Annotated in this window: 14 protein-coding genes; 10 read left to right on the top strand and 4 right to left on the bottom strand. The window is 59.3% G+C overall.

Going from position 1 to position 17,800, the window contains the following annotated elements; all coding sequences use genetic code 11:
* Positions 1-273 precede the first annotated feature (273 nt).
* From IPM84_13240 to IPM84_13195, 10 genes are all read left to right on the top strand, one after another.
* The gene (locus IPM84_13240) at positions 274-1,212 is read left to right on the top strand and encodes a pilus assembly protein (GenBank protein ID MBK9093708.1); all 939 of its coding nucleotides are present in this window, start codon (positions 274-276) and stop codon (positions 1,210-1,212) included.
* Positions 1,213-1,244: 32 nt separating this feature from the next.
* A complete protein-coding gene (locus tag IPM84_13235) occupies positions 1,245-1,916 on the top strand; it encodes an isoprenylcysteine carboxylmethyltransferase family protein (protein ID MBK9093707.1) in 672 nt (223 codons plus the stop codon).
* 33 nt (positions 1,917-1,949) lie between these two features.
* On the top strand, positions 1,950-2,768 hold the full coding sequence (gene cpaB / locus IPM84_13230) for a Flp pilus assembly protein CpaB (GenBank protein ID MBK9093706.1): 819 nt from the start codon (positions 1,950-1,952) through the stop codon (positions 2,766-2,768).
* A gap of 89 nt (positions 2,769-2,857) precedes the next feature.
* Positions 2,858-4,183 (top strand): response regulator, encoded by a 1,326-nt coding sequence (locus IPM84_13225; GenBank protein MBK9093705.1) that lies wholly within the window; start codon positions 2,858-2,860, stop codon positions 4,181-4,183.
* A 65-nt stretch (positions 4,184-4,248) separates the two neighbouring features.
* Positions 4,249-5,157: a type II secretion system F family protein gene (locus IPM84_13220; protein MBK9093704.1), complete on the top strand. Its 909-nt coding sequence runs from the start codon at positions 4,249-4,251 to the stop codon at positions 5,155-5,157.
* Positions 5,158-5,169: 12 nt separating this feature from the next.
* The gene (locus IPM84_13215) at positions 5,170-6,096 is read left to right on the top strand and encodes a type II secretion system F family protein (GenBank protein ID MBK9093703.1); all 927 of its coding nucleotides are present in this window, start codon (positions 5,170-5,172) and stop codon (positions 6,094-6,096) included.
* 39 nt (positions 6,097-6,135) lie between these two features.
* Entirely contained in the window at positions 6,136-8,070 is a 1,935-nt protein-coding gene (locus IPM84_13210; protein ID MBK9093702.1) for a PD40 domain-containing protein, read from the top strand.
* 72 nt (positions 8,071-8,142) lie between these two features.
* A complete protein-coding gene (locus IPM84_13205; GenBank protein MBK9093701.1) occupies positions 8,143-9,612 on the top strand; it encodes a CpaF family protein in 1,470 nt (489 codons plus the stop codon).
* A 145-nt stretch (positions 9,613-9,757) separates the two neighbouring features.
* Positions 9,758-10,105 (top strand): DUF192 domain-containing protein, encoded by a 348-nt coding sequence (locus tag IPM84_13200; GenBank protein ID MBK9093700.1) that lies wholly within the window; start codon positions 9,758-9,760, stop codon positions 10,103-10,105.
* A 30-nt stretch (positions 10,106-10,135) separates the two neighbouring features.
* Positions 10,136-11,263, top strand: coding sequence for a response regulator (locus tag IPM84_13195; GenBank protein MBK9093699.1), 1,128 nt, complete (start codon positions 10,136-10,138; stop codon positions 11,261-11,263).
* A gap of 250 nt (positions 11,264-11,513) precedes the next feature.
* On the opposite strand, the gene IPM84_13190 is transcribed toward IPM84_13195, so the two are convergent.
* Genes IPM84_13190 through IPM84_13175 form a run of 4 tightly spaced genes read right to left on the bottom strand, consistent with a single transcriptional unit; the run spans position 11,514 to position 17,747 of the window.
* The gene (locus tag IPM84_13190) at positions 11,514-14,717 is read right to left on the bottom strand and encodes a type I restriction endonuclease subunit R (protein ID MBK9093698.1); all 3,204 of its coding nucleotides are present in this window, start codon (positions 14,715-14,717) and stop codon (positions 11,514-11,516) included.
* Entirely contained in the window at positions 14,714-15,499 is a 786-nt protein-coding gene (locus tag IPM84_13185) for a hypothetical protein (GenBank protein MBK9093697.1), read from the bottom strand. Before IPM84_13185 ends, IPM84_13190 begins: the two co-directional genes overlap by 4 nt.
* Positions 15,496-16,638 (bottom strand): restriction endonuclease subunit S, encoded by a 1,143-nt coding sequence (locus IPM84_13180; protein MBK9093696.1) that lies wholly within the window; start codon positions 16,636-16,638, stop codon positions 15,496-15,498. The genes IPM84_13185 and IPM84_13180 overlap by 4 nt, the downstream gene beginning before the upstream one ends.
* Positions 16,635-17,747: a DUF1016 family protein gene (locus tag IPM84_13175; protein MBK9093695.1), complete on the bottom strand. Its 1,113-nt coding sequence runs from the start codon at positions 17,745-17,747 to the stop codon at positions 16,635-16,637. The genes IPM84_13180 and IPM84_13175 overlap by 4 nt, the downstream gene beginning before the upstream one ends.
* Between the last annotated feature and the right edge of the window lie 53 nt (positions 17,748-17,800).

Here is a 17,800-nt window from a genome sequence, read left to right as displayed (position 1 = left end):
AAGCCTCCCGTAGAAGCCTCCCGTAGAAGCCTCCCGTAGAAGCCTCCCGTAGAAGCCTCCCGTAGAAGCCCCCCGTGGAAGCCTCCCGTTGAAGCCCCCCGTGGAAGCCTCCCGTTGAAGCCCCCCGTGGAAGCCCCCCGTGGAAGCCTCCCGTAGAAGCCTCCCGTAGAAGCCCCCCGTTGAGTAATAGGAAGCCCTACTTCTTCAATGAAGGACATGAAAGAGGGCAGAGAGAAAGGCAAGAGAGAGAGGCAACAGAATGGAGACAGAAGGATGATTTGCAAATGGATCGCCCAACGGCGTGACCTGGTACACCCCCGCCTGCACAAAGGACGCCAGTCAGGACAGTCGCTTGTTTTGATCGCGCTGCTGCTGCCAGCGCTGCTGGGGGTGATTGCGCTGGCGATTGACGGTGGCTACGCCTATGCGCAGCGGCGTCAGATGCAAAACGCCGCCGACGCGGCGGCCGTCGCAGGCGCACGGGCTTTCGCCCTGCAGAGCAATGTCAACTCCGAAGTGTCTCGCTTTACCAGTGCCAACGGTGCCTCTTCGTTCTCATGGCGTCAGTTAAGCGAAACGCAAACCGATGTGTTGACCAACCTGAGTATCAACCTCACCAACATCGAGGTGACAGCCAACGTGACCTTCGACACGTTCTTTGCTCGCATTGTTGGCATCAACCAGATGACCGCCACGGCCACCGCGCGCGCACGCGTGCAACCGGTGAACGGTATTGGCAACATGCTCCCCATCATTCCATACGAGCAGAATTTCGTCTTCGGCCAAGAGTACAACATGTGGGACAATGTGCAGAACGCGCCTGGCGGATTTGGCTGGGTCAACTGGGACGGCGGCTCGCCGAGTACCCCGGTCCTGGTCAACTACATCTCGAACCCTGCGTCGTCCGGGGTTCGCAACATCGGTGATTGGGTGCATTCGATGACCGGCGTCAAGTCCAGTTCCCAGGTGCGTGACGCCCTCTCCTACTGGCTGAACCGGCCGGTGATCGTGCCCATGTACGATCAGGTCACCGGCAGCGGCAGCAATGCCATGTACCGCATCAGCGGGTTCGCCCAGTTCATCATGACCAGTTTCAGCCTGACCGGAAACCCCAAAACCGTCCGTGGTCGCTTCGCGGGCCTGGTCATGCCAGGCAACGGTGGTTTCACGCAGTGCTTGACCTGTATGGTCACGATCAATCTGAGTCAATAGGGCGCCGTCGCGGCAAGGGCGGAGGCCTGCGCATGACCTCCGCCTCTTGGCGCCAGGAGTTGAGCAATACCGTGCAAAACGTGCAAAACGTGGATCCAAACGAAACAGAAAACGGCCCCAAGTCAGCCTCAGAGCGGGCGCTGGATCTGATGGTGGCGGTGGTGTGGGCGCTGGTGGCCGGCGGCTACCTGTGGGGCCTGCGCCAGGAACGCAGCCTGGCCGGGCTTGGGCTGTTCATTTTCTACACCCTGGTTGCCGTCAGCTTCTTGCGCCGGCGCGCCGCACGGCGGACGCCGACCTGGTGGGAAAATGGCCTGGCCTTGTTCGGCGTCTTTTTACCCATGTTCGGTCTGCGGCCCGCAGCAACCGGTTGGCCCATCGCCGGCGTGGTTGTCCAGGTGCTCAGCCTGGCCGGCATGATCGTGGCCCTGGGGTTCCTGGGGCGCAGTTTCGGAATTGCCCCGGCTGATCGCGGCGTCGTCAGGCATGGGTTCTATGCCGTGATTCGCCACCCGCTGTATGCATGCGAAACCCTGTTCTACCTGGGTTTTCTGTGTGCCAATCTTTCGATCATGAATGGACTAGCCGTGATCATGATAACCGCGATCACGGTGGTGCGCATCTTGCGTGAAGAGCGCATTATCAGCGGTTATCAGGCTTACGCACAGCAGGTGCATTGGCGCCTGCTCCCGTTCGTCTGGTAGCGCTGACAAGACGGTTAGAAGGAGCGATTCATTATGCGACAACGTGCTGGCTGGTTCTGGTTAGTGACTGGTATTCTGGTCGCTTTATTTGCTGGCTTTATGACATTTCGTACCCTTGCGCAGGCCACAGTAAACCAGGCTCTTCTGCAGGATGTGCCTGTTTCGCAGGCCGTCGTCGCGGCGCGTGACGTACCCGCCAACACGGTGCTCACTGCCGACGACCTTGAGGTTCGGGAAATGCCGGATCAATTCCTGCCCGCAGGCGCCGTGCGCGACATTAACGACGCCCTGGACAAGATCACCACCGTGCAGATGATCACCGGCGAGGTGGTGCAGAGCCTGCGGTTGGTGACGCCCGATGTTACCGTGGCGACCAACCTGGCCTTCACGATTCCAGCGGGCAAGGTGGTGATGGCGCTCCCCCCGCTTGATCTGATGAGCAAGCTCGGTCTGCTCAAGGCTGGCGACAAGGTTGACCTCCTGGTCAGCGTGAACGTGGGGGATAGCGCCAGTAGCGGCCAGTTGGCAACGATCAGTTCCTTACAGAATCTGACCATCACGGCCATCGTCATGCCGCAGATTGACATTCCCCAGGGCGCGACCGTTTCTCCTGATGGCAGCGGCAAGGAAAGCGGCTCGGTTCAAGCCCTGCTTTTTGCGCTTGACCCGCAGGATGCCCTGGTCCTGAAGTATCTGAAGGACAGCGGCGGTATCATTGATATTGTTCTGCGGGCTAACAATAGCGATGAATTTGCGCGTACCGAGCCTGTGGACTTGCCTTATCTGGTGGACAAGTACCACTTCCAGATCCCGGCAACACAGCAAAGTGCTGACACGGCTGCCAGTCGCTAGTGGATTCTGGGCCAGTCGCTTGACAATGCCCGGTTTTGCAGGCGCAAGGCAGATTTCGTCAGGGAATGCCTTTTCTGTGAGGAGCTGACATGATGGTGTCGCGTTCGTACAAAGCTATCCGTGTGCTGGTCGTCAGCGGCCGCACCAACCATGCTGTTGAGATCACGGACGCGTTTACCGGGGTAGAGGATGTCCAGGTTGTGGGCGTGGTCACTCGACCTGACCAGGCCATCAAACTGGCTGAACAAGCGCAGATTCATGTTGCGCTCATAGACGACACTGTGCCCGAAGCAACGCCTTCGAGCGTCACCCGTGCGCTGGTCACCGCGCTACCCTCGGTGGCCGTGGTCGTGCTGACCTCGAGCCATGCAGTTGATGAAGTTCGCTTGTCCATGCTGGCCGGTGCGCGCGGCTTCCTGATGCAGCCCTTTAGCGCTGCAGAACTCATGGCTACCGTGCGTCAGATTTTCGAGCTGGAAGCGTCACGTCAAGCCTTGTCGGTCAGTCACGCGCCGGCCTTTGCCCCACAGCACAAGGCCAAGATCATTACCGTGGCCGGCCTCAAAGGCGGCGTGGGCCGCACGATGGTTGCCAGCAACCTGGCTGTGGCTCTGCAGGATGCCCTGGGTAAACATAACGCAGGCGTGGTCGTGGTGGACGGGCACCTGGGCGCCGGTGACATCGGCAGCGTGCTGAACCTGCGGCCTTTGCACACCCTGGCCGACCTGCTGGCCCGCGGCGGTGAGCTGGATCGTGACGTGATGGATGCCATCCTGACCACGCACCCTGCCGGATTACGCGTGCTGCTGCCGGCCTCGCAGTTCAACGGGCTGGAGGTGGTAGAGCCTTATCATATGGAACAGGTGCTCACGCAATTGCAGCAGATGTGCGAATACATCGTGGTGGATACCGGGCCGGCCCTCGACCGCACCACGCTGGTCATGCTCGACATGGCTGACATGCTGTTGGTCGTCACTACGCCGGAGATTCCCTCCCTGTTGCGCACCAGCCTGTTTCTGGATTCGGGGCGTAGTTGGGGCTATTCGGATGCAAAGATGCAGTTGGTGCTCAACCGTGCCAACAACAAGGGGGGGATTCCGCTGGCAGATGTGGAGGCGCATCTGCGCACTAAAGTGGCGCTGACCATTCCCGATGATGCGGCCCTGGTGACCTACTCGATCAACCGGGGCGTGCCCCTGGCGATGAGCGACAAACGCAGCCTGGTGGCTGCGGCGCTGATCGAACTGGCCCGGCGCATCATGGGAGGAGAGCCGACGAAGCAGGCAGCGCAGAAATCGGACGGCTTGCTTGGGCGTTTGTCCAACTTACGCATGCCCGGCGCTGGTATCAGCACGGCTGCGGTTCAGCCTGGCGCCAGCAAGGTCAACATGGTCGGTTGGAGCAGCAGTAAATAAGGGAGAGATGACCTATGTTAGTCGCACTGACACTCGGTCTTGCCATTGTGGTCGCTGTCATCGCCTTGTTCATGGGCGTCTTCTTGGTGATGGAGCCAGATAAAGAGATGACGTCACGCTTACTTTCGCTGACGACATCGGCGGGAGAGGCGCCCGAACCTGACGAGAGCCAGGGCAAAATCGGCGGCAAATTGAACAAACCGGTGGGCAAAGCGATGAACCGCTTGGGACTGAGTGGCAACATTGCCCACAAGTTAGCCCAGGCCAACATGGCAATTACGCCCAGCGAATACTACATTATTACCGCCGGCCTGATGCTCGGCGCGCTCCTGCTCGGCTGGGTGCTAACCCGCATATTCGCCGTTGGCATGGCGGCAGCGCTGGTCGCGTATATGATCCCCGGTTCGCGGCTCAAGAGTGCGCACAGCAAACGTCAGCAGAACTTCACGCATCAACTGCCGGATCTCATCATGATGCTGGTCAGTTCTTTACGAGCCGGTTATGGCCTGGTGCATGCCATCAATATCGTGGTCAGTGAGATGCCATCGCCCTCGTCAGAGGAATTCGAGCGCGTAGTGCAGGAGATTGCGCTTGGCTTTTCCTTGCGCCAGGCACTCGCCCACATGGTCGAGCGTATCGAAAGCGATGACCTGGGCCTGATGGTGACGGCCATCAACATTCAGCATGAGGTGGGTGGCAATCTGTCGGAGATCTTGGAGACGATCAGCAACACGATTCGCGAGCGGGTGCGTATCAAAGGCGAGATCCAGGTCATGACGACGCAGCAGCGTTACACCGGGTATGCATTGGTCGGTATGCCTTTCATTCTGGCCGTCATTATTTCTGTAATCAATCCTGGCTACATGTCCGAGATGTTTCAGCCCGGTTGGCCGATGTTTATTCCGATTGGCGCGCTCATCATGATCTTCATGGGCTTCATCCTGATGCGCAAGATGATTCGTATTGATTTTTAGAGGAGTTATCCGATGTTATCGAATCCTTTCGTCTTGAGTGTTCTGGTTGGCTTGGGCGCCGCCCTGTTTCTGTACGGCATTTACCACGTGCGACAGCCGGCCGAGCTGCGCAGGCGCGTGCGGTCCGCCTTCGAAGACCCCGCGCAGTCCTATGAGCAGTTAGAGTTGCAGACCACGTTTAGTGAACGCGTGATGCAGCCGCTACTGCGGCGTATTTTGGCCTCTGCCAGCCGCTTCGCACCGGCCGGCAATGTCGAGCGCCTGAAGCACGACCTGATTGTTGCCGGTAATCCGCGCAATCTGACCCTGATTGACTTCATGGGGCTGCGGTTGGTGGCCGGGCTGGTGGCGGCTGTCATTGCCTTCTTCCTGTTATCATGGCGCGGCATGAATGGGATATCGGCCATCCTGTTCTCGTTTGCCGGCGGCATCATGGGCACCTATCTGCCCAACTACTGGCTGAAGCGGGCCATCAAGGCTCGGCAGCGCGAAATCACACGCGCCCTGCCCGATGCCCTGGACATGCTCTCGATCTGTGTTGATGCCGGTCTCGGCTTCGACGCCGCCCTGATGAAGGTGGGTCAGCGCTGGCAGAACGCCCTGGCCCTGGAATTCGGCCGGGTGATCGGCGAAATTCGCATGGGCGCCCGCCGTCAGGAGGCCCTGCGCAACCTGGCCAGCCGCACCGATGTGCCAGAGGTTTCAAGTTTCGTGGCGGTCCTGGTGCAGGCTGACAGCCTGGGCGTTTCCATCACCGACGTCTTGCACGCTCAGTCGGAACAGATGCGCATGCGACGACGCCAGTGGGCTGAAGAACAGGCACGCAAGGCGCCCCTCAAGATGCTCATCCCATTGGTCATGTGCATTTTTCCCGCGTTGTTTGCGGTGATTCTCGGCCCTGCCGTGCCCCGTATCGTGCGGGCATTTGGCAATATGTAACTCGCCCCGATGGTCGTTGACCGATAGGATGAAACAATCATGGATACCAACCAAACAGATTCGACAACGCTTCAGTATGATCCGCTCTATCAGGAGGCGCTCCTGCACCTGCAGCAAGGGCATTGGCCCGAAGCAAGCCAGCGCTTCGACGTTCTCATGCAACGCTATGAGGGCGTCAATGAGCTGAGATCACTGCAAGAATATGCCCAGCTCAAGGCTTCCCTGACTCAGCACGGGCCGCGCACAGGCCTGGGAGGGACAGCGCGGCTGCGTGAAATCTTCACCCGCCGGCGCGCGCTGGCGCTCTTGCTTCTGTTGGTGTTTGGCGCCTGGGTCGTCTTTTTCCGCAGTTACGTGAAACCCGCAACCGACGTGCGCGCATCGGCGCTGCGCCTCGACGAGCATTTGACGGTTGCACACGATGCGCTCACCCGCAGCGATTATGTCACGGCGCAGCGCGAGTTCCAAGCGGTATTGACCGAGGACCCCAACAACACCGAGGCGCTGCAAGGGTTGAACACCGCACGCAGCCAGGCCGATCTCGAAGCCACGTACGCGCGGGCCGCAGCCTTGCAGCGTGACGGCAATTGGGAGCAGTCACTCCCCCTGCTGCAGCAGATCGCCGCCACATCCCCTGGCTTTCGTGATGTAGATGAGATGCTGCAACGTGCAAACCGGGGACAAGGGGTTGGTGAGCGTTATGCGGCCGCGGACGAAGCGTTTCGCACGCAAAACTGGCAGGCAGCCATCGAAGGCTATGAGGCGATGCGCAGCCTGGATGTGCGCTATGAGCAAACGACGGTGACGGCTAATCTTTTCGCGGCCTACGTACACCAGGGCAAGACCATTTTGAGCAGCGAAACCAGCGCCGATGCGGCCGAGACTGCCCTCAGCATGTTCCAGCAGGCCCTGACCCTCAAGCCGCGCGAGTCGGAGGCCACGACCCTGCGCGATCAGACACAAATCTTCATCACCGGCAATTCCGCGTTCCAGAAGGGTGAATGGCGCAGCGCCATCGCCCTCCTGCGGCCTGTGTACGATCAAGCGCCTGGTTTTCTGAACGGGATGGTCGCCACACGACTGTACGATGCATATCTTGAGAGCGGGTCCGCGTACCAGCGTGAGCGCAATTACGTGGATGCGTTCAAGGACTACACCGCTGCCAGCGAATTGCAGGTTCCAGACGCCAGCCGCGCGCAGGAACGGGTGCGCATGGTAGGCCTGCTCTTGACACCTACCCCAACACCCTCGCCTTCGCCAACGCCAACCGAGGCGCCCGCCACGCCGACGCCGCAGCCGCCACAGGTGGCCGTGGAGCCGATCAAGCTCTCCTCGCCCAAGCTCAAAGGGATGATCGTCTTTCGCAGTATGCGGGAAGAAGGTGCGGGGCTTTTCGCCATGCGCCCTGACGGCAAAGGGATTGTGCCCGTGGAGGACGAGCAAGGAACCGTCGAAGTCGTCGGCGTCAACGGCGAAAACCTGACCATGAATTACCGCAGCACCGGTTATGAAAAACTGGAAGCCCTGGACGCATGGACCCCCGATCGGCGCCTGCGCGTGTTTGTCGAAGGCTCCAAGAATGAAAAGACGATGACACCCATCTATCTGTGGCACTACGACATTCCGCAGAACTGGGACACCGTCCGCACCCAGGTGCTGGACAACACGGCTACCAACTACAACCCGGTCCTGACGCCCGATGGAACGGTCATCGTCTTCGTTTCCCAAAAGGACGGCGATGACGAAATATGGCGGATCAACAGCGATGGCACCGGTTTGCGACAACTCACGCGCAACGACTGGGAATGGGACAAACACCCATCGCTATCCGCGGATGGCAAATGGATCGTCTTTTGGTCCAATCGTGGCTCGACGGGCAATGGTCAACTGCTGATCATGGACCTGGACGGCAAAAATGTGCGCACGATCAGCAGTGGCAAGAATTACGATTGGGACCCCATCTGGATCAAGTAAGACGCCTTGCTGCTTGCATTAGGTGTGAGCCAAGTTTGCTGACCCAGACTTTGCTCCTGTCAGGAGAAAATTATGTCACTATTGAACCGAACCAATAATCGGCCGCCGATCCCGCCGCCGCCGCCGCCCATGGAGCGCCCCAAACTAAACCGGATTGATCGCCCGAACGGCAACCCGCTCGGGCCATTGCCGCCACCGAATGTTTCCGCCGCGCGCCCCAGCGCGCCACCACCAACCGCCGACGTCACCAACTCAGAGCCGTACCTGATGGTCAAAGACCAGGTTCAGCGCCGCTTGCTGATGGAGATGACGCCAGGGATGAACCTGGCCACGCCCGATGAGGCGCGGCGTGTCATCGAGCCGATCTTTACGCAGGTCCTTTCGGAGGAGAACGTTGTTCTCAATCGGCAGGAGCGACTCAACCTGTTCGAGTCCATTCTGGCCGAGATCATCGGCTATGGCCCGATTCAACCACTGCTGGATGATGATTCGATTACCGAGATCATGGTGAACGGCCCCAAGAAGGTGTATATTGAACGCAAAGGCAAACTGACGCTGAGCAATGTCGCCTTTACGGATAACGAGCATGTCTTGCGCATCATCGAGCGCATTGTGACACCCCTGGGCCGGCGCATTGATGAATCGTCACCGATGGTGGACGCGCGCTTGCCTGATGGCTCGCGTGTCAATGCCGTCATTCCGCCCCTGTCCCTGGATGGGCCGTGCTTGACCATTCGTAAGTTTTCTAAAATTCCGTTTACCGCCGATGACATGCTGCGTTTCGGCACCTTCACGACCGAGTTCATTGAATTCACCCAGGCCGCGGTTGAAGCCCGGCTCAACATCATCGTATCAGGGGGTACCGGCTCAGGTAAAACCACCGCACTCAACATCCTCTCGGCGTATATCCCGTCCGACGAACGTATCGTCACCATCGAGGACTCGGCCGAGCTGCAACTAAAACAGGAGCATGTCGTGCGTCTGGAGTCGCGGCCGGCCAACATCGAAGGTAAAGGCCGTATCAGCATTCGCGACCTGGTCATCAACGCCTTGCGCATGCGTCCCGAACGCATCGTCGTCGGTGAGGTGCGCGGCGGCGAGGCGTTGGACATGCTGCAGGCCATGAACACCGGTCATGACGGCTCCATGACCACCGCTCACTCCAATGGCCCGCGCGACACCATTTCACGTATCGAAACGATGGTGCTCATGGCCGGCATGGACTTGCCCCTGCGCGCCATTCGCCAGCAGGTGGCCTCGGCCATTGACCTGGTGATTCACCTGGACCGCCTGCGGGACGGTTCACGCAAAGTCACGCGCGTCTCTGAGGTCATCGGCATGGAAGGCGACACCGTGTTGATGCAAGACGTATTCGTGTTCCAGCAGCGAGGCATGGAAGGCGACAAAATCCTGGGACGGCTCGAACCAACCGGCCTGCGGCCCAAGGTGTATGAAAAGATCGAAGCCGCCGGTCTGCACCTGTCGCCATCAGTTTTTGGTCTTGTCAACGCCAACGCGGCCAATCCGCTACGGCGTCATTAGTAGGGGCATGGCCTTGCGCCTGCCCGCGTGGGCGACCGCAAGGGTGCGCCTACAAATTGAGGGGTAGGGGCATGGCCTTGCGCCTGCCCGCGTGGGCGACCGCAAGGGTGCGCCCCTACAAATTGAGATACGTCAGAGGTATATCGTGAAAGTTTATAATGTCACACAGCAGCAGTGGTTAGCCGAGCGGACAGAAATCGCCGAAAATTTTTGGACGCGGCTGCGCGGCCTGATCGGCCACGCGCCATTGCGCCCTGGTGAAGCCATGTTGATCCGTCCCTGCAAAGGTGTCCATTGCTGGTTCATGGGATTCCCACTGGATATCATCTTTGTAGATAACAACTGGCGTGTTGTGTCTGTTGAACATGACATGCGACCCTGGGCAGTGGGCAGGCCAATCAAAGCAGCAGCCTTCGTAATCGAAATGGCCTCAGGCGAAGCTCAGCGCACGCAAACGATGGTAGGTGACCAATTGCAAGCGCGTGCCACCTGATCGCCCACCAAAAGGAAGTGGGTAGCGTTCATGGCATACAAAGTTCTGGCGGTTGATGACGATCGCGACCTGTTACGTATGATGGTGCTCGTTCTCCAGAATGCCGGCTACGAAGTCCTGCCGGCGCGCAGTGGCAGCGAAGCCCTCTCTATCCTGGGCAGTCATCTGCCGGATGTGGTTATTCTGGATGTCATGATGCCAGGCATCAGCGGGTACGATCTTGTGCGCTGGTTGCGCGCCAATCCCGCCACGGCCGCCTTGCCGGTCATCATGTTGACGGCCAAGGCCCTGCAGCAGGACAAGGCGTTCGGCTTCGAAGCCGGCGCGGATGATTACCTGACCAAACCGGTCAGTCATTCGGAATTATTGATGCGGGTCAAGTCGCTCTTGCGCCGCGCCACCGTCATGCCGGCGGCCGTTGGCTCCACGTCGCATTTCATTGGCTTTCTGGGCGCCAAGGGCGGAGTAGGCACAACCACCCTGGCGATCAACACCGCCTCTGTGCTCCTGTCTGGCGAGCATGAGGCCATTCTGGTGGACTTGCAGCCGATTACCAGTGCCCTGATTACTCTCAACCTGGCGGCGCCCGCGCTGCCGGCTAACATGACCAATGGCAACGGCGGCGTGTTGGCCGACGCCAACGCTCTGCAAGGCTTCATGGTGCAGCACAGTAACGGCCTTCGAGTGCTCTCCCTGCCGTCACCCTGGCATTACAACGACGCATTGTTGCCTGCCGAACAGCTCGATGCCCTGTTTCGGACGATTACCACCCTGGCGCCGTTTGTCCTGGTGGACATTGGCTGTGGATTGACTCCCCTGACGCGTCGCGCATTGGCCTTCATTGACCGGCTGATTGTGGTGACGGAGCCTGAGCGCCCCTCGCTGGAACTGACACGCAGCTTGCTGGGCGAACTGCGGCCTTCGCTCAATAAGAGCTACGCGCAGATCGGTCTGGTCAGCATCAATCGGTCGGGTGGCGGCCTGTCGCGATCACCGGCCGAAATGGAACGCATGTTGGGGGTGCCCCTGTTAGGCGTCATCACGCCGGCCAGTGAGGTCTGCTTCCAGGCCAGCCAACACGGCTTACCAGTGGTGACGGCCTATCCGAGCAGCATCATTGCCGAGCAAATTCGCACCATCGCATCCCGGCTGCAATAATCGCGGCCGTCAGACTGGACGTGCGGTTATGTGGCTGCGAAGTCCATTTTGACCTGAACGGTGCGGGATGTTTGAACATCAATCGGTAAATTGTCGGCGGCTGCATCGTTGAATGAAAAACCTTGCGGTACGTTGCTGAGGTCTAATACCACGATTGGCTTATAGGGTGCATCCTGCGACCAAGCGCACCGGCGTCAATAGGGGGCAGCGGAATTGCCGTCCGGTGCAGCACCCTTGTTAGGCGGCTTCTTCATGCCGCCGCATACACACTGCGCCCAGCACCATAGTAGGCGTCATACACGTGCTGGAAGACAGCCATCGTCTTTTGCGTGAACAGTTGCGGCGTGTAGACCTTTGGTAAGCCCTGGTCCAGTAGTTTTTCGATAGTCACCCGCACTTCGGCGCGGGCCTGCTGACGTTTGCGCCAATCGAGCACCAGTTTGCTCGCTTTGAGTGTGGATAACAGTTCTTTGGCCGTGGTTTTGACTTTCTCCCGGTCCGCGTGGCTGAGTTCAATCTGCGGCTTAGTCAAGAGGTCAAAGAGCGCTAACTCCTCTTCGTTCAACTGTTCGCCCACGCCCCGCAACTCTTCTTCATTCAGACTGCGGGCGAACGCCATCAGTTGCTGGAAGAACTCCTCGGCGTTGAGGCTGCCCGCGTTGTAGGCGTCAATCATGGCCTGGAATTGTTCCAGGTAATCCATGCGCGTGCGGTTGAGCCGCACCAGGGCCATGAGCTTCTGCGCCACCGTCCCCTTGAGTTGTTCGTTCATGGTGCGCTTGTGGCCCGTCTTGAACTTCTCCGCCAGCTTCTTGAAGTCAATGGTGCTCAGGTCAATCCAATGCTCATCGCCAAAGGACGCGTTCGGCTCGCGGATGACGTAGCCCTCCGTAGCAATGGAGCGGTCGAGCAGTCCCTCCACCTGCTGCATGACCAGCGCGATGTCCGCCGGCGGTATCAGCGCGCGGATTTTGTCGGCGATGACCTTCATCGGCGTCACTTCGGTGGCAAACTCCCGCGCAGCCGGGTCGGGCAGCACGGCCTTATACAGCCGCTGCACGGTGTTGACCAGGTCGAGATAGCGGCGTTTGATCTCCTCGGAGCTCACCAGCGCTTCGACAGCATCATCGAGCAGGCCGATGCGGGCAAATCCCTGGGCGGTTTGGATGGCCGTAAGGTTTACCCGTTGTTGTTGACACAAGCCGCGGGTTTCTGCCAACGCCTGCCGCAGCGCCGTCACCAGCGCGGCCTTGTCCTCCACCGGCTTATCGCCGCCGCCGCCCGCGCCATAGATGGCCAGCGCCCGCTCCAGATTGCGGAACACGCCGGCATAGTCCACGATCAGCCCGCTCACCTTGCCAGGATAAACCCGGTTGGCGCGGGCGATGGTCTGCATCAGCGTGTGGTTGCGCATCGGCTTGTCGAGGTACAGGGTCGAGCAGCTCGGCACATCGAAGCCGGTCATCCACATGGCGCAAACAAAGACCAGCCGGAAGGGGTGGTTCGGATCCTTGAACTTGATCTCCAGATCTTCCGTCACCATGCGCCTACGGTGCGGCCGGATGTCCAGCCCTTTTTCGGCCATCTCGGCAATCTCGTTCTGTCCCTGGGACACCACCACCGCCATATCGGTCTCTTTCAACAACTGCAGCCGCCGCTCTAATGCTTGCCCATGCTGCCACTCCGGTGAATCTACCGGTTTGCCCTCGATGACATATCCCGGCAACTCACGCCACGCTTGCAGTTCCGCCTTTGCCGCCTTGAGTTTCTCGGCCCAGTGCTTTTTCACCTTGTTATACATACGGATGGCCGTGGCCTTGTCAATGCAGACCATCATCGCCTTGCCCTGGAAGCCCCGCCCGGTGAAATGGGCCACCAGGTCTTTCGCGATCGCTTCCAACCGCTCGTCGCGAGTGATCAGGTGATACTCGCGCGCAAACTCCCGCTCCAGTTTCTTTTCTTGGGCCTCGTCCAGTTCCGCCGCCTCCAGCAGGCGCTCCATGTCCGCGTTGAGGTTGTCGTTGACCAGTTGCAGTTCGGGGATGCGGTTCTCGTAGTAGAGCGGCACCGTCGCGCCATCAGCCACCGACTGCTGGAAGTCGTAGACGCTGATGTAATCGCCGAAGACCTGCCGGGTCTTCTCCTCACCCACGATCAGGGGCGTGCCGGTAAAGGCCAGAAACGCGGCATTGGGCAGGGCCGTGCGCATGTTCAGTGCCAGCGCGTCATACTGGCTGCGATGCGCCTCATCGGTGATGACGATGATGTCTCGCCGCTCGGACAGGACGGGGTGCGTCTCGCCTGGCTCTGTGCGGAACTTGTGGATCAGGGTGAAGACGTAGCGGTGATCCTCCGTGAGCAACTGCCGCAGGTGACGGCTGCTTTCCGCCTGCGCGCGGCCTTCGGTCACCACCCCCGCCGACGCGAAGTGCTTGTAAATCTGCCCGTCCAGCTCCTGCCGGTCGGTGACGACCACAAAGGTCCAGTTGCCCGGCAGCTTGCGCAGCACCTTCTGGGCGAAGAAAATCATCGCCACGCTTTTGCCGCTGCCCTGGGTGTGCCAGAAGACGCCCAGCTTGCCCTCACGCTGGCGGATGTCGGCCAGGGCGGTGAGGGCATTGTTGACGCCCAGGTATTGATGGTTCTTGGCCGTCAGCTTGATCAACCCGCCGGGGACTTCCTGGAAGATGGTGAAGTTCTCCACCAGGTCCAGCAACCGCGCCGGGTCGCAGACGCCGCGCAGCGTGGTTTCCAGCGATACCCGGCCCGCCTCGTCCTCGCTGCCCACCTTCTTCCACTCGGCAAAGTGCTCCCAGCCCGCGCTCACACTCCCTACCCGGCTCTGGCTGCCGTTGGAAAGGATGAGCAGGGCGTTGGGCCAGAAGAGGTGAGGAATGGTGTCCTTGTAATCCCGCAGGTTGCCGGTGTAGGCGCTCTCCAGGCGGCGGTGGGTGGCCTTGAGTTCGATGAAGAGCAGGGGCAGGCCGTTGACAAAGCCCACCAGATCGGCGCGACGGGTGTGCATCTCGCCTGTGACCCAGAATTGCGAACAGAGCAGAAAATCGTTGTTGTCCGGATTCTCCCAGTCAATGACCTGCACCACGGCCACAGTCTCACCGTCGCCGTCGGGATCGGGCACAGGCACACGCACGCCGTTCTTGAGCAGTTGGTAGACCTCTCGGTTGGCGGCCACCGACCCCATGCGCGAGCGGTCCCGTCTCAGTTCCTCTATGGCCTGGTGGATGGCCTCGATGGGTGCGTCCGGGTTCAGCCGCAGCAGAGCCAGGCGCAGACGGGTGGTGAGGATGACTTCGGCTTTGGTCTCCCGGCCCAACGTGCTGGCGCCATGATCGAACTCATGGTAGGCGTTGACCGTCTCCCAGCCCAGCCCTGCCAGCAGGGCGATGGCGGGTTGCTCGACCAGGGCATCTTCGCTGTAGCCGGAGAAGGTCATGCTTTTTCTCCCACGCTTGTCACGCGATGCTTCTCGAAACTGAACAGCCGATCGCTCCCGAACAACGCCGCGCGGACTTGCTGCGCTGTGATCTGATTGCCTTTCGGCAATGACGCAAGCGCATCGAACAGTGTCGTCCGAGAGAGGGGTAATTCAACCAGGTAAAAGGGAAATGTGCTGGGGCGGCCCAGCACGCTCCACAAATGCGTAAGATCGTCTCGGATCGTCCGCAGGTCTGCCGTCCTCGGATCGGGTGAGGGCTTGAACAGCAGATAGGCCAACGCCGGCTTGCCCCCCGCCGCACAGGCGGAAGCGGCACGATGCACCATTTGGTAAACGGCATCGGTGAAATCTGCCAGGTAGAGCGGCTGCGCAGCATGGTGTTGGAGCAAGCCCAGCCAGCCAGCGAGCACGTCGCGGCGATTGTCTGGGTTTGCTCCGGTTTCAAGCCACTTGCCGACCGTATCATAGCGCGGCTCGGTCCATTTGGCTTCGATGGCGAGCGAGGAGTCGCCTGAGATCACCATCAGATCGCTATGGGAGGCATTGCCTCTCCCCGTTGGAGGTTTCACCCGGTATTCGAGATGCAGGTTGCACTCTGCAGGCATGCCCAAGTCTTGTAGCAATGAGTTCACCATCGCCGGCTCATGCTTGAGCCACGCCAGCAAGGGGACGGTTGAGCGGGTTGGCGACGCAAACTCGTCGCGAGCATAATGCGACAGCGCATCGTCTACCGCGGCAACCACGGTTCTATCGTAAGAAAGGCTTTTGAGCATCTTCATGCTGTAGCCTCCTCGCCAACCGCGATGTCCAATTCCGACACATCCACCGCGCCGGAGATGAGCTTGGGCAGCAGCAGGTCGCGGGTGCGGCGGAGGGTGGTATTTTGAAGGCGCAGAACTGCGGCTTGCCGCTCGAAGTCATCGGCAAATTGGCAGAACCATGTCAATATGTCCGTTGGTGGCGTCACCGTTTCGAGTGAGTAGGCTTGGTTGCGATTCAAGCCCGGCACGGCAGCGTCGTTGTTGAGGAAGTTCTTCGTCTGGAGATCGTAGAACAGAAAACGTAAAGGCATTTTCGATGTGACGAAATAGGCCGTGTCGATAGGGTAGAAATCCTCGTCGGACCAGAAGATGCTTCCGACATTGCCCTTGCGCCCAACGACAATACCAGGGCCGTTGACGAGCGGTACGTCGTGATGGCCGACAACACCGCTTGAGCCATACACAGGCACATCGCCTCCACGTCGGTCTTCCTGCTTTAATGCTTTGCCGTAGTTTAATTCCAATACTTCGCCAAGCCTTTGCACCTCCCACCCCTCCGGAATCGGACCAAGGGGAGAATCGGTGAAGCGGGCGTGCCGGTGGCCGGGGAAGCGGAACTTGACGAACCACTCGCGGTAGAGATTCTGCGCCATCTCCTCCAGAATCTTGATGCGGCGCAGGTTGTTCTCGATCAGGTCGTCGTAGGCGGAGAGGATGGTGGCGATTTTGCGTCTATGTCTAGGAAAAGGAATTTCAAACTCGCGGATTGAATTTTGAGTGAGGTTAGGAAAAGTTCCCCCGCCAGCGTACTTGAGAAGAGCCTCCAATTTCCAGTCGAGGCAGTATTTGATGAATCGAGTATCAATCTTGGTTTCACCACGTATGGAGCAGACACCGCGACCAAGAGAATAGACGCGATCCGCCCAATTCATTCGACCCGTGGTTGACCCACGCACACAGAATATTAGATCGCCGGGTCTACACTCCCTCTTCGAATCTGTGGTAAACAGAGTGCAATTCGGATAGGTGGGGCCAAACTCCGTTGGACCATTAAGCAGCGGCAAGCCCGTGCCATCTTGATTGTAGGTATCACCCTTGGGTGATGTACCCATCGTTATTGCGGCAACCTGCGAGAGAGGTCTTTGCGGAATCTTCATTCCTCCACCAGCAACTTGGCCACATTCTCGGCGATCCGCTCTTCCATCTGATTCTCCAGCCGTTTGCGAGCGAGGGCAATGGCCCGATGCAGTTTCTCTTCCAGCAGTTTTTTGGGCGGCAGGGCAGTGAGGTATTCGGCGACATGGATGCCAGAGCTACCCAGTTCCAGCAGTTCGATCTGCTCCTGTTTCTTGCCGGCGCAGAGGATCATGCCGATGGGTGAGTCTTCCCCTTCCTGCCGCTCGTGCTTGTCGAGCCAGCGCAGGTAGAGTTCTATCTGCCCCTTGAAGGCGGGCTTGAACTCCTCCATCTTCAGGTCGATCACCACCAGGCGGCGTAAGCGTCGATGGAAGAAGAGCAGGTCCATATAGAAATCGTCGCCATCCACGGTGATGCGCTTTTGGCGTTCGAGGAAGGCGAAGCCAACGCCCAGTTCCAGAATAAAGGCTTCCATCTCGCGCAGGATGGCCGCCTCCAGGTCTTTTTCGGCAAAAGTGTCCTTGAGGCCAAGAAAATCCAGTAGATAGGGGTCGCGAAACACTAGGTCGGGGGTGAGCCGATCGGTCTCTCGCAGCGCCGCCAGCTCCTGTTCGATGAGTATCTCCGGCTTGCGCGACAGCGCCGTGCGTTCGTAGAGCATGGAACCGATCTTCTTCTGGAGGGTGCTTGTTGACCATCCTTCAATCCGGCACATCTCGGCGTAGAAGTCGCGCTGAAGGGAATCCTGAAGGTAGATGATAGAGAGGAAATGGGTCCAGCTCAATTGTCTCATCAGTGCTGAGACAATTCGTTCGTCGGGAAATGCCTCGGCAAACCGCAACATGTGGCGTAGGCTTTTTTCGGAGAATCCCCGCCCATACTCTGCCTCCAATTGTCTCGACAGTGTAGAGACAATCTGCTCGCCATATTCGGCCCGTGCGCCTTTGAGAATCTCCTCGTTGATGCGTTTGCCGATGCGCCAGTAAAGCATGGTCAGGGCAGCATTGACCGCAGTAGCGACACCTTGCCTGGTCTCCTCGATCATCTGCCGGAGATCTTCCAGAAGCAGAGGCGCTGCTACGGGCGGCACACGTTCCATTTTCACCAGGTCATGTTTTTTGCTCGCCATCACTTCCCCTCCAACAACCTCGCCATATTCTCCGCAATGCGCTCTTTCCGTTC

It is taken from the genome of Candidatus Amarolinea dominans (assembly GCA_016719785.1).
GTDB classification, from domain to species: Bacteria; Chloroflexota; Anaerolineae; order SSC4; family Amarolineaceae; genus Amarolinea; species Amarolinea dominans.
Note: the sequence above shows the minus strand (reverse complement) of the source record. Positions and strands in the feature narration are given on the sequence as shown.

Excerpts from the sequence above, each read along its gene's own strand:
- IPM84_13240 (MBK9093708.1), top strand. The coding sequence starts at position 274 with ATGATTTGCAAATGGATCGCCCAACGGCGTGACCTGGTACACCCCCGC.
- IPM84_13235 (MBK9093707.1), top strand. The coding sequence starts at position 1,245 with ATGACCTCCGCCTCTTGGCGCCAGGAGTTGAGCAATACCGTGCAAAAC.
- cpaB (MBK9093706.1), top strand. The coding sequence starts at position 1,950 with ATGCGACAACGTGCTGGCTGGTTCTGGTTAGTGACTGGTATTCTGGTC.
- IPM84_13225 (MBK9093705.1), top strand. The coding sequence starts at position 2,858 with ATGATGGTGTCGCGTTCGTACAAAGCTATCCGTGTGCTGGTCGTCAGC.
- IPM84_13215 (MBK9093703.1), top strand. The coding sequence starts at position 5,170 with ATGTTATCGAATCCTTTCGTCTTGAGTGTTCTGGTTGGCTTGGGCGCC.
- IPM84_13210 (MBK9093702.1), top strand. The coding sequence starts at position 6,136 with ATGGATACCAACCAAACAGATTCGACAACGCTTCAGTATGATCCGCTC.
- IPM84_13205 (MBK9093701.1), top strand. The coding sequence starts at position 8,143 with ATGTCACTATTGAACCGAACCAATAATCGGCCGCCGATCCCGCCGCCG.
- IPM84_13195 (MBK9093699.1), top strand. The coding sequence starts at position 10,136 with ATGGCATACAAAGTTCTGGCGGTTGATGACGATCGCGACCTGTTACGT.
- IPM84_13190 (MBK9093698.1), bottom strand. The coding sequence starts at position 14,717 with ATGACCTTCTCCGGCTACAGCGAAGATGCCCTGGTCGAGCAACCCGCC.
- IPM84_13185 (MBK9093697.1), bottom strand. The coding sequence starts at position 15,499 with ATGAAGATGCTCAAAAGCCTTTCTTACGATAGAACCGTGGTTGCCGCG.
- IPM84_13180 (MBK9093696.1), bottom strand. The coding sequence starts at position 16,638 with ATGAAGATTCCGCAAAGACCTCTCTCGCAGGTTGCCGCAATAACGATG.
- IPM84_13175 (MBK9093695.1), bottom strand. The coding sequence starts at position 17,747 with ATGGCGAGCAAAAAACATGACCTGGTGAAAATGGAACGTGTGCCGCCC.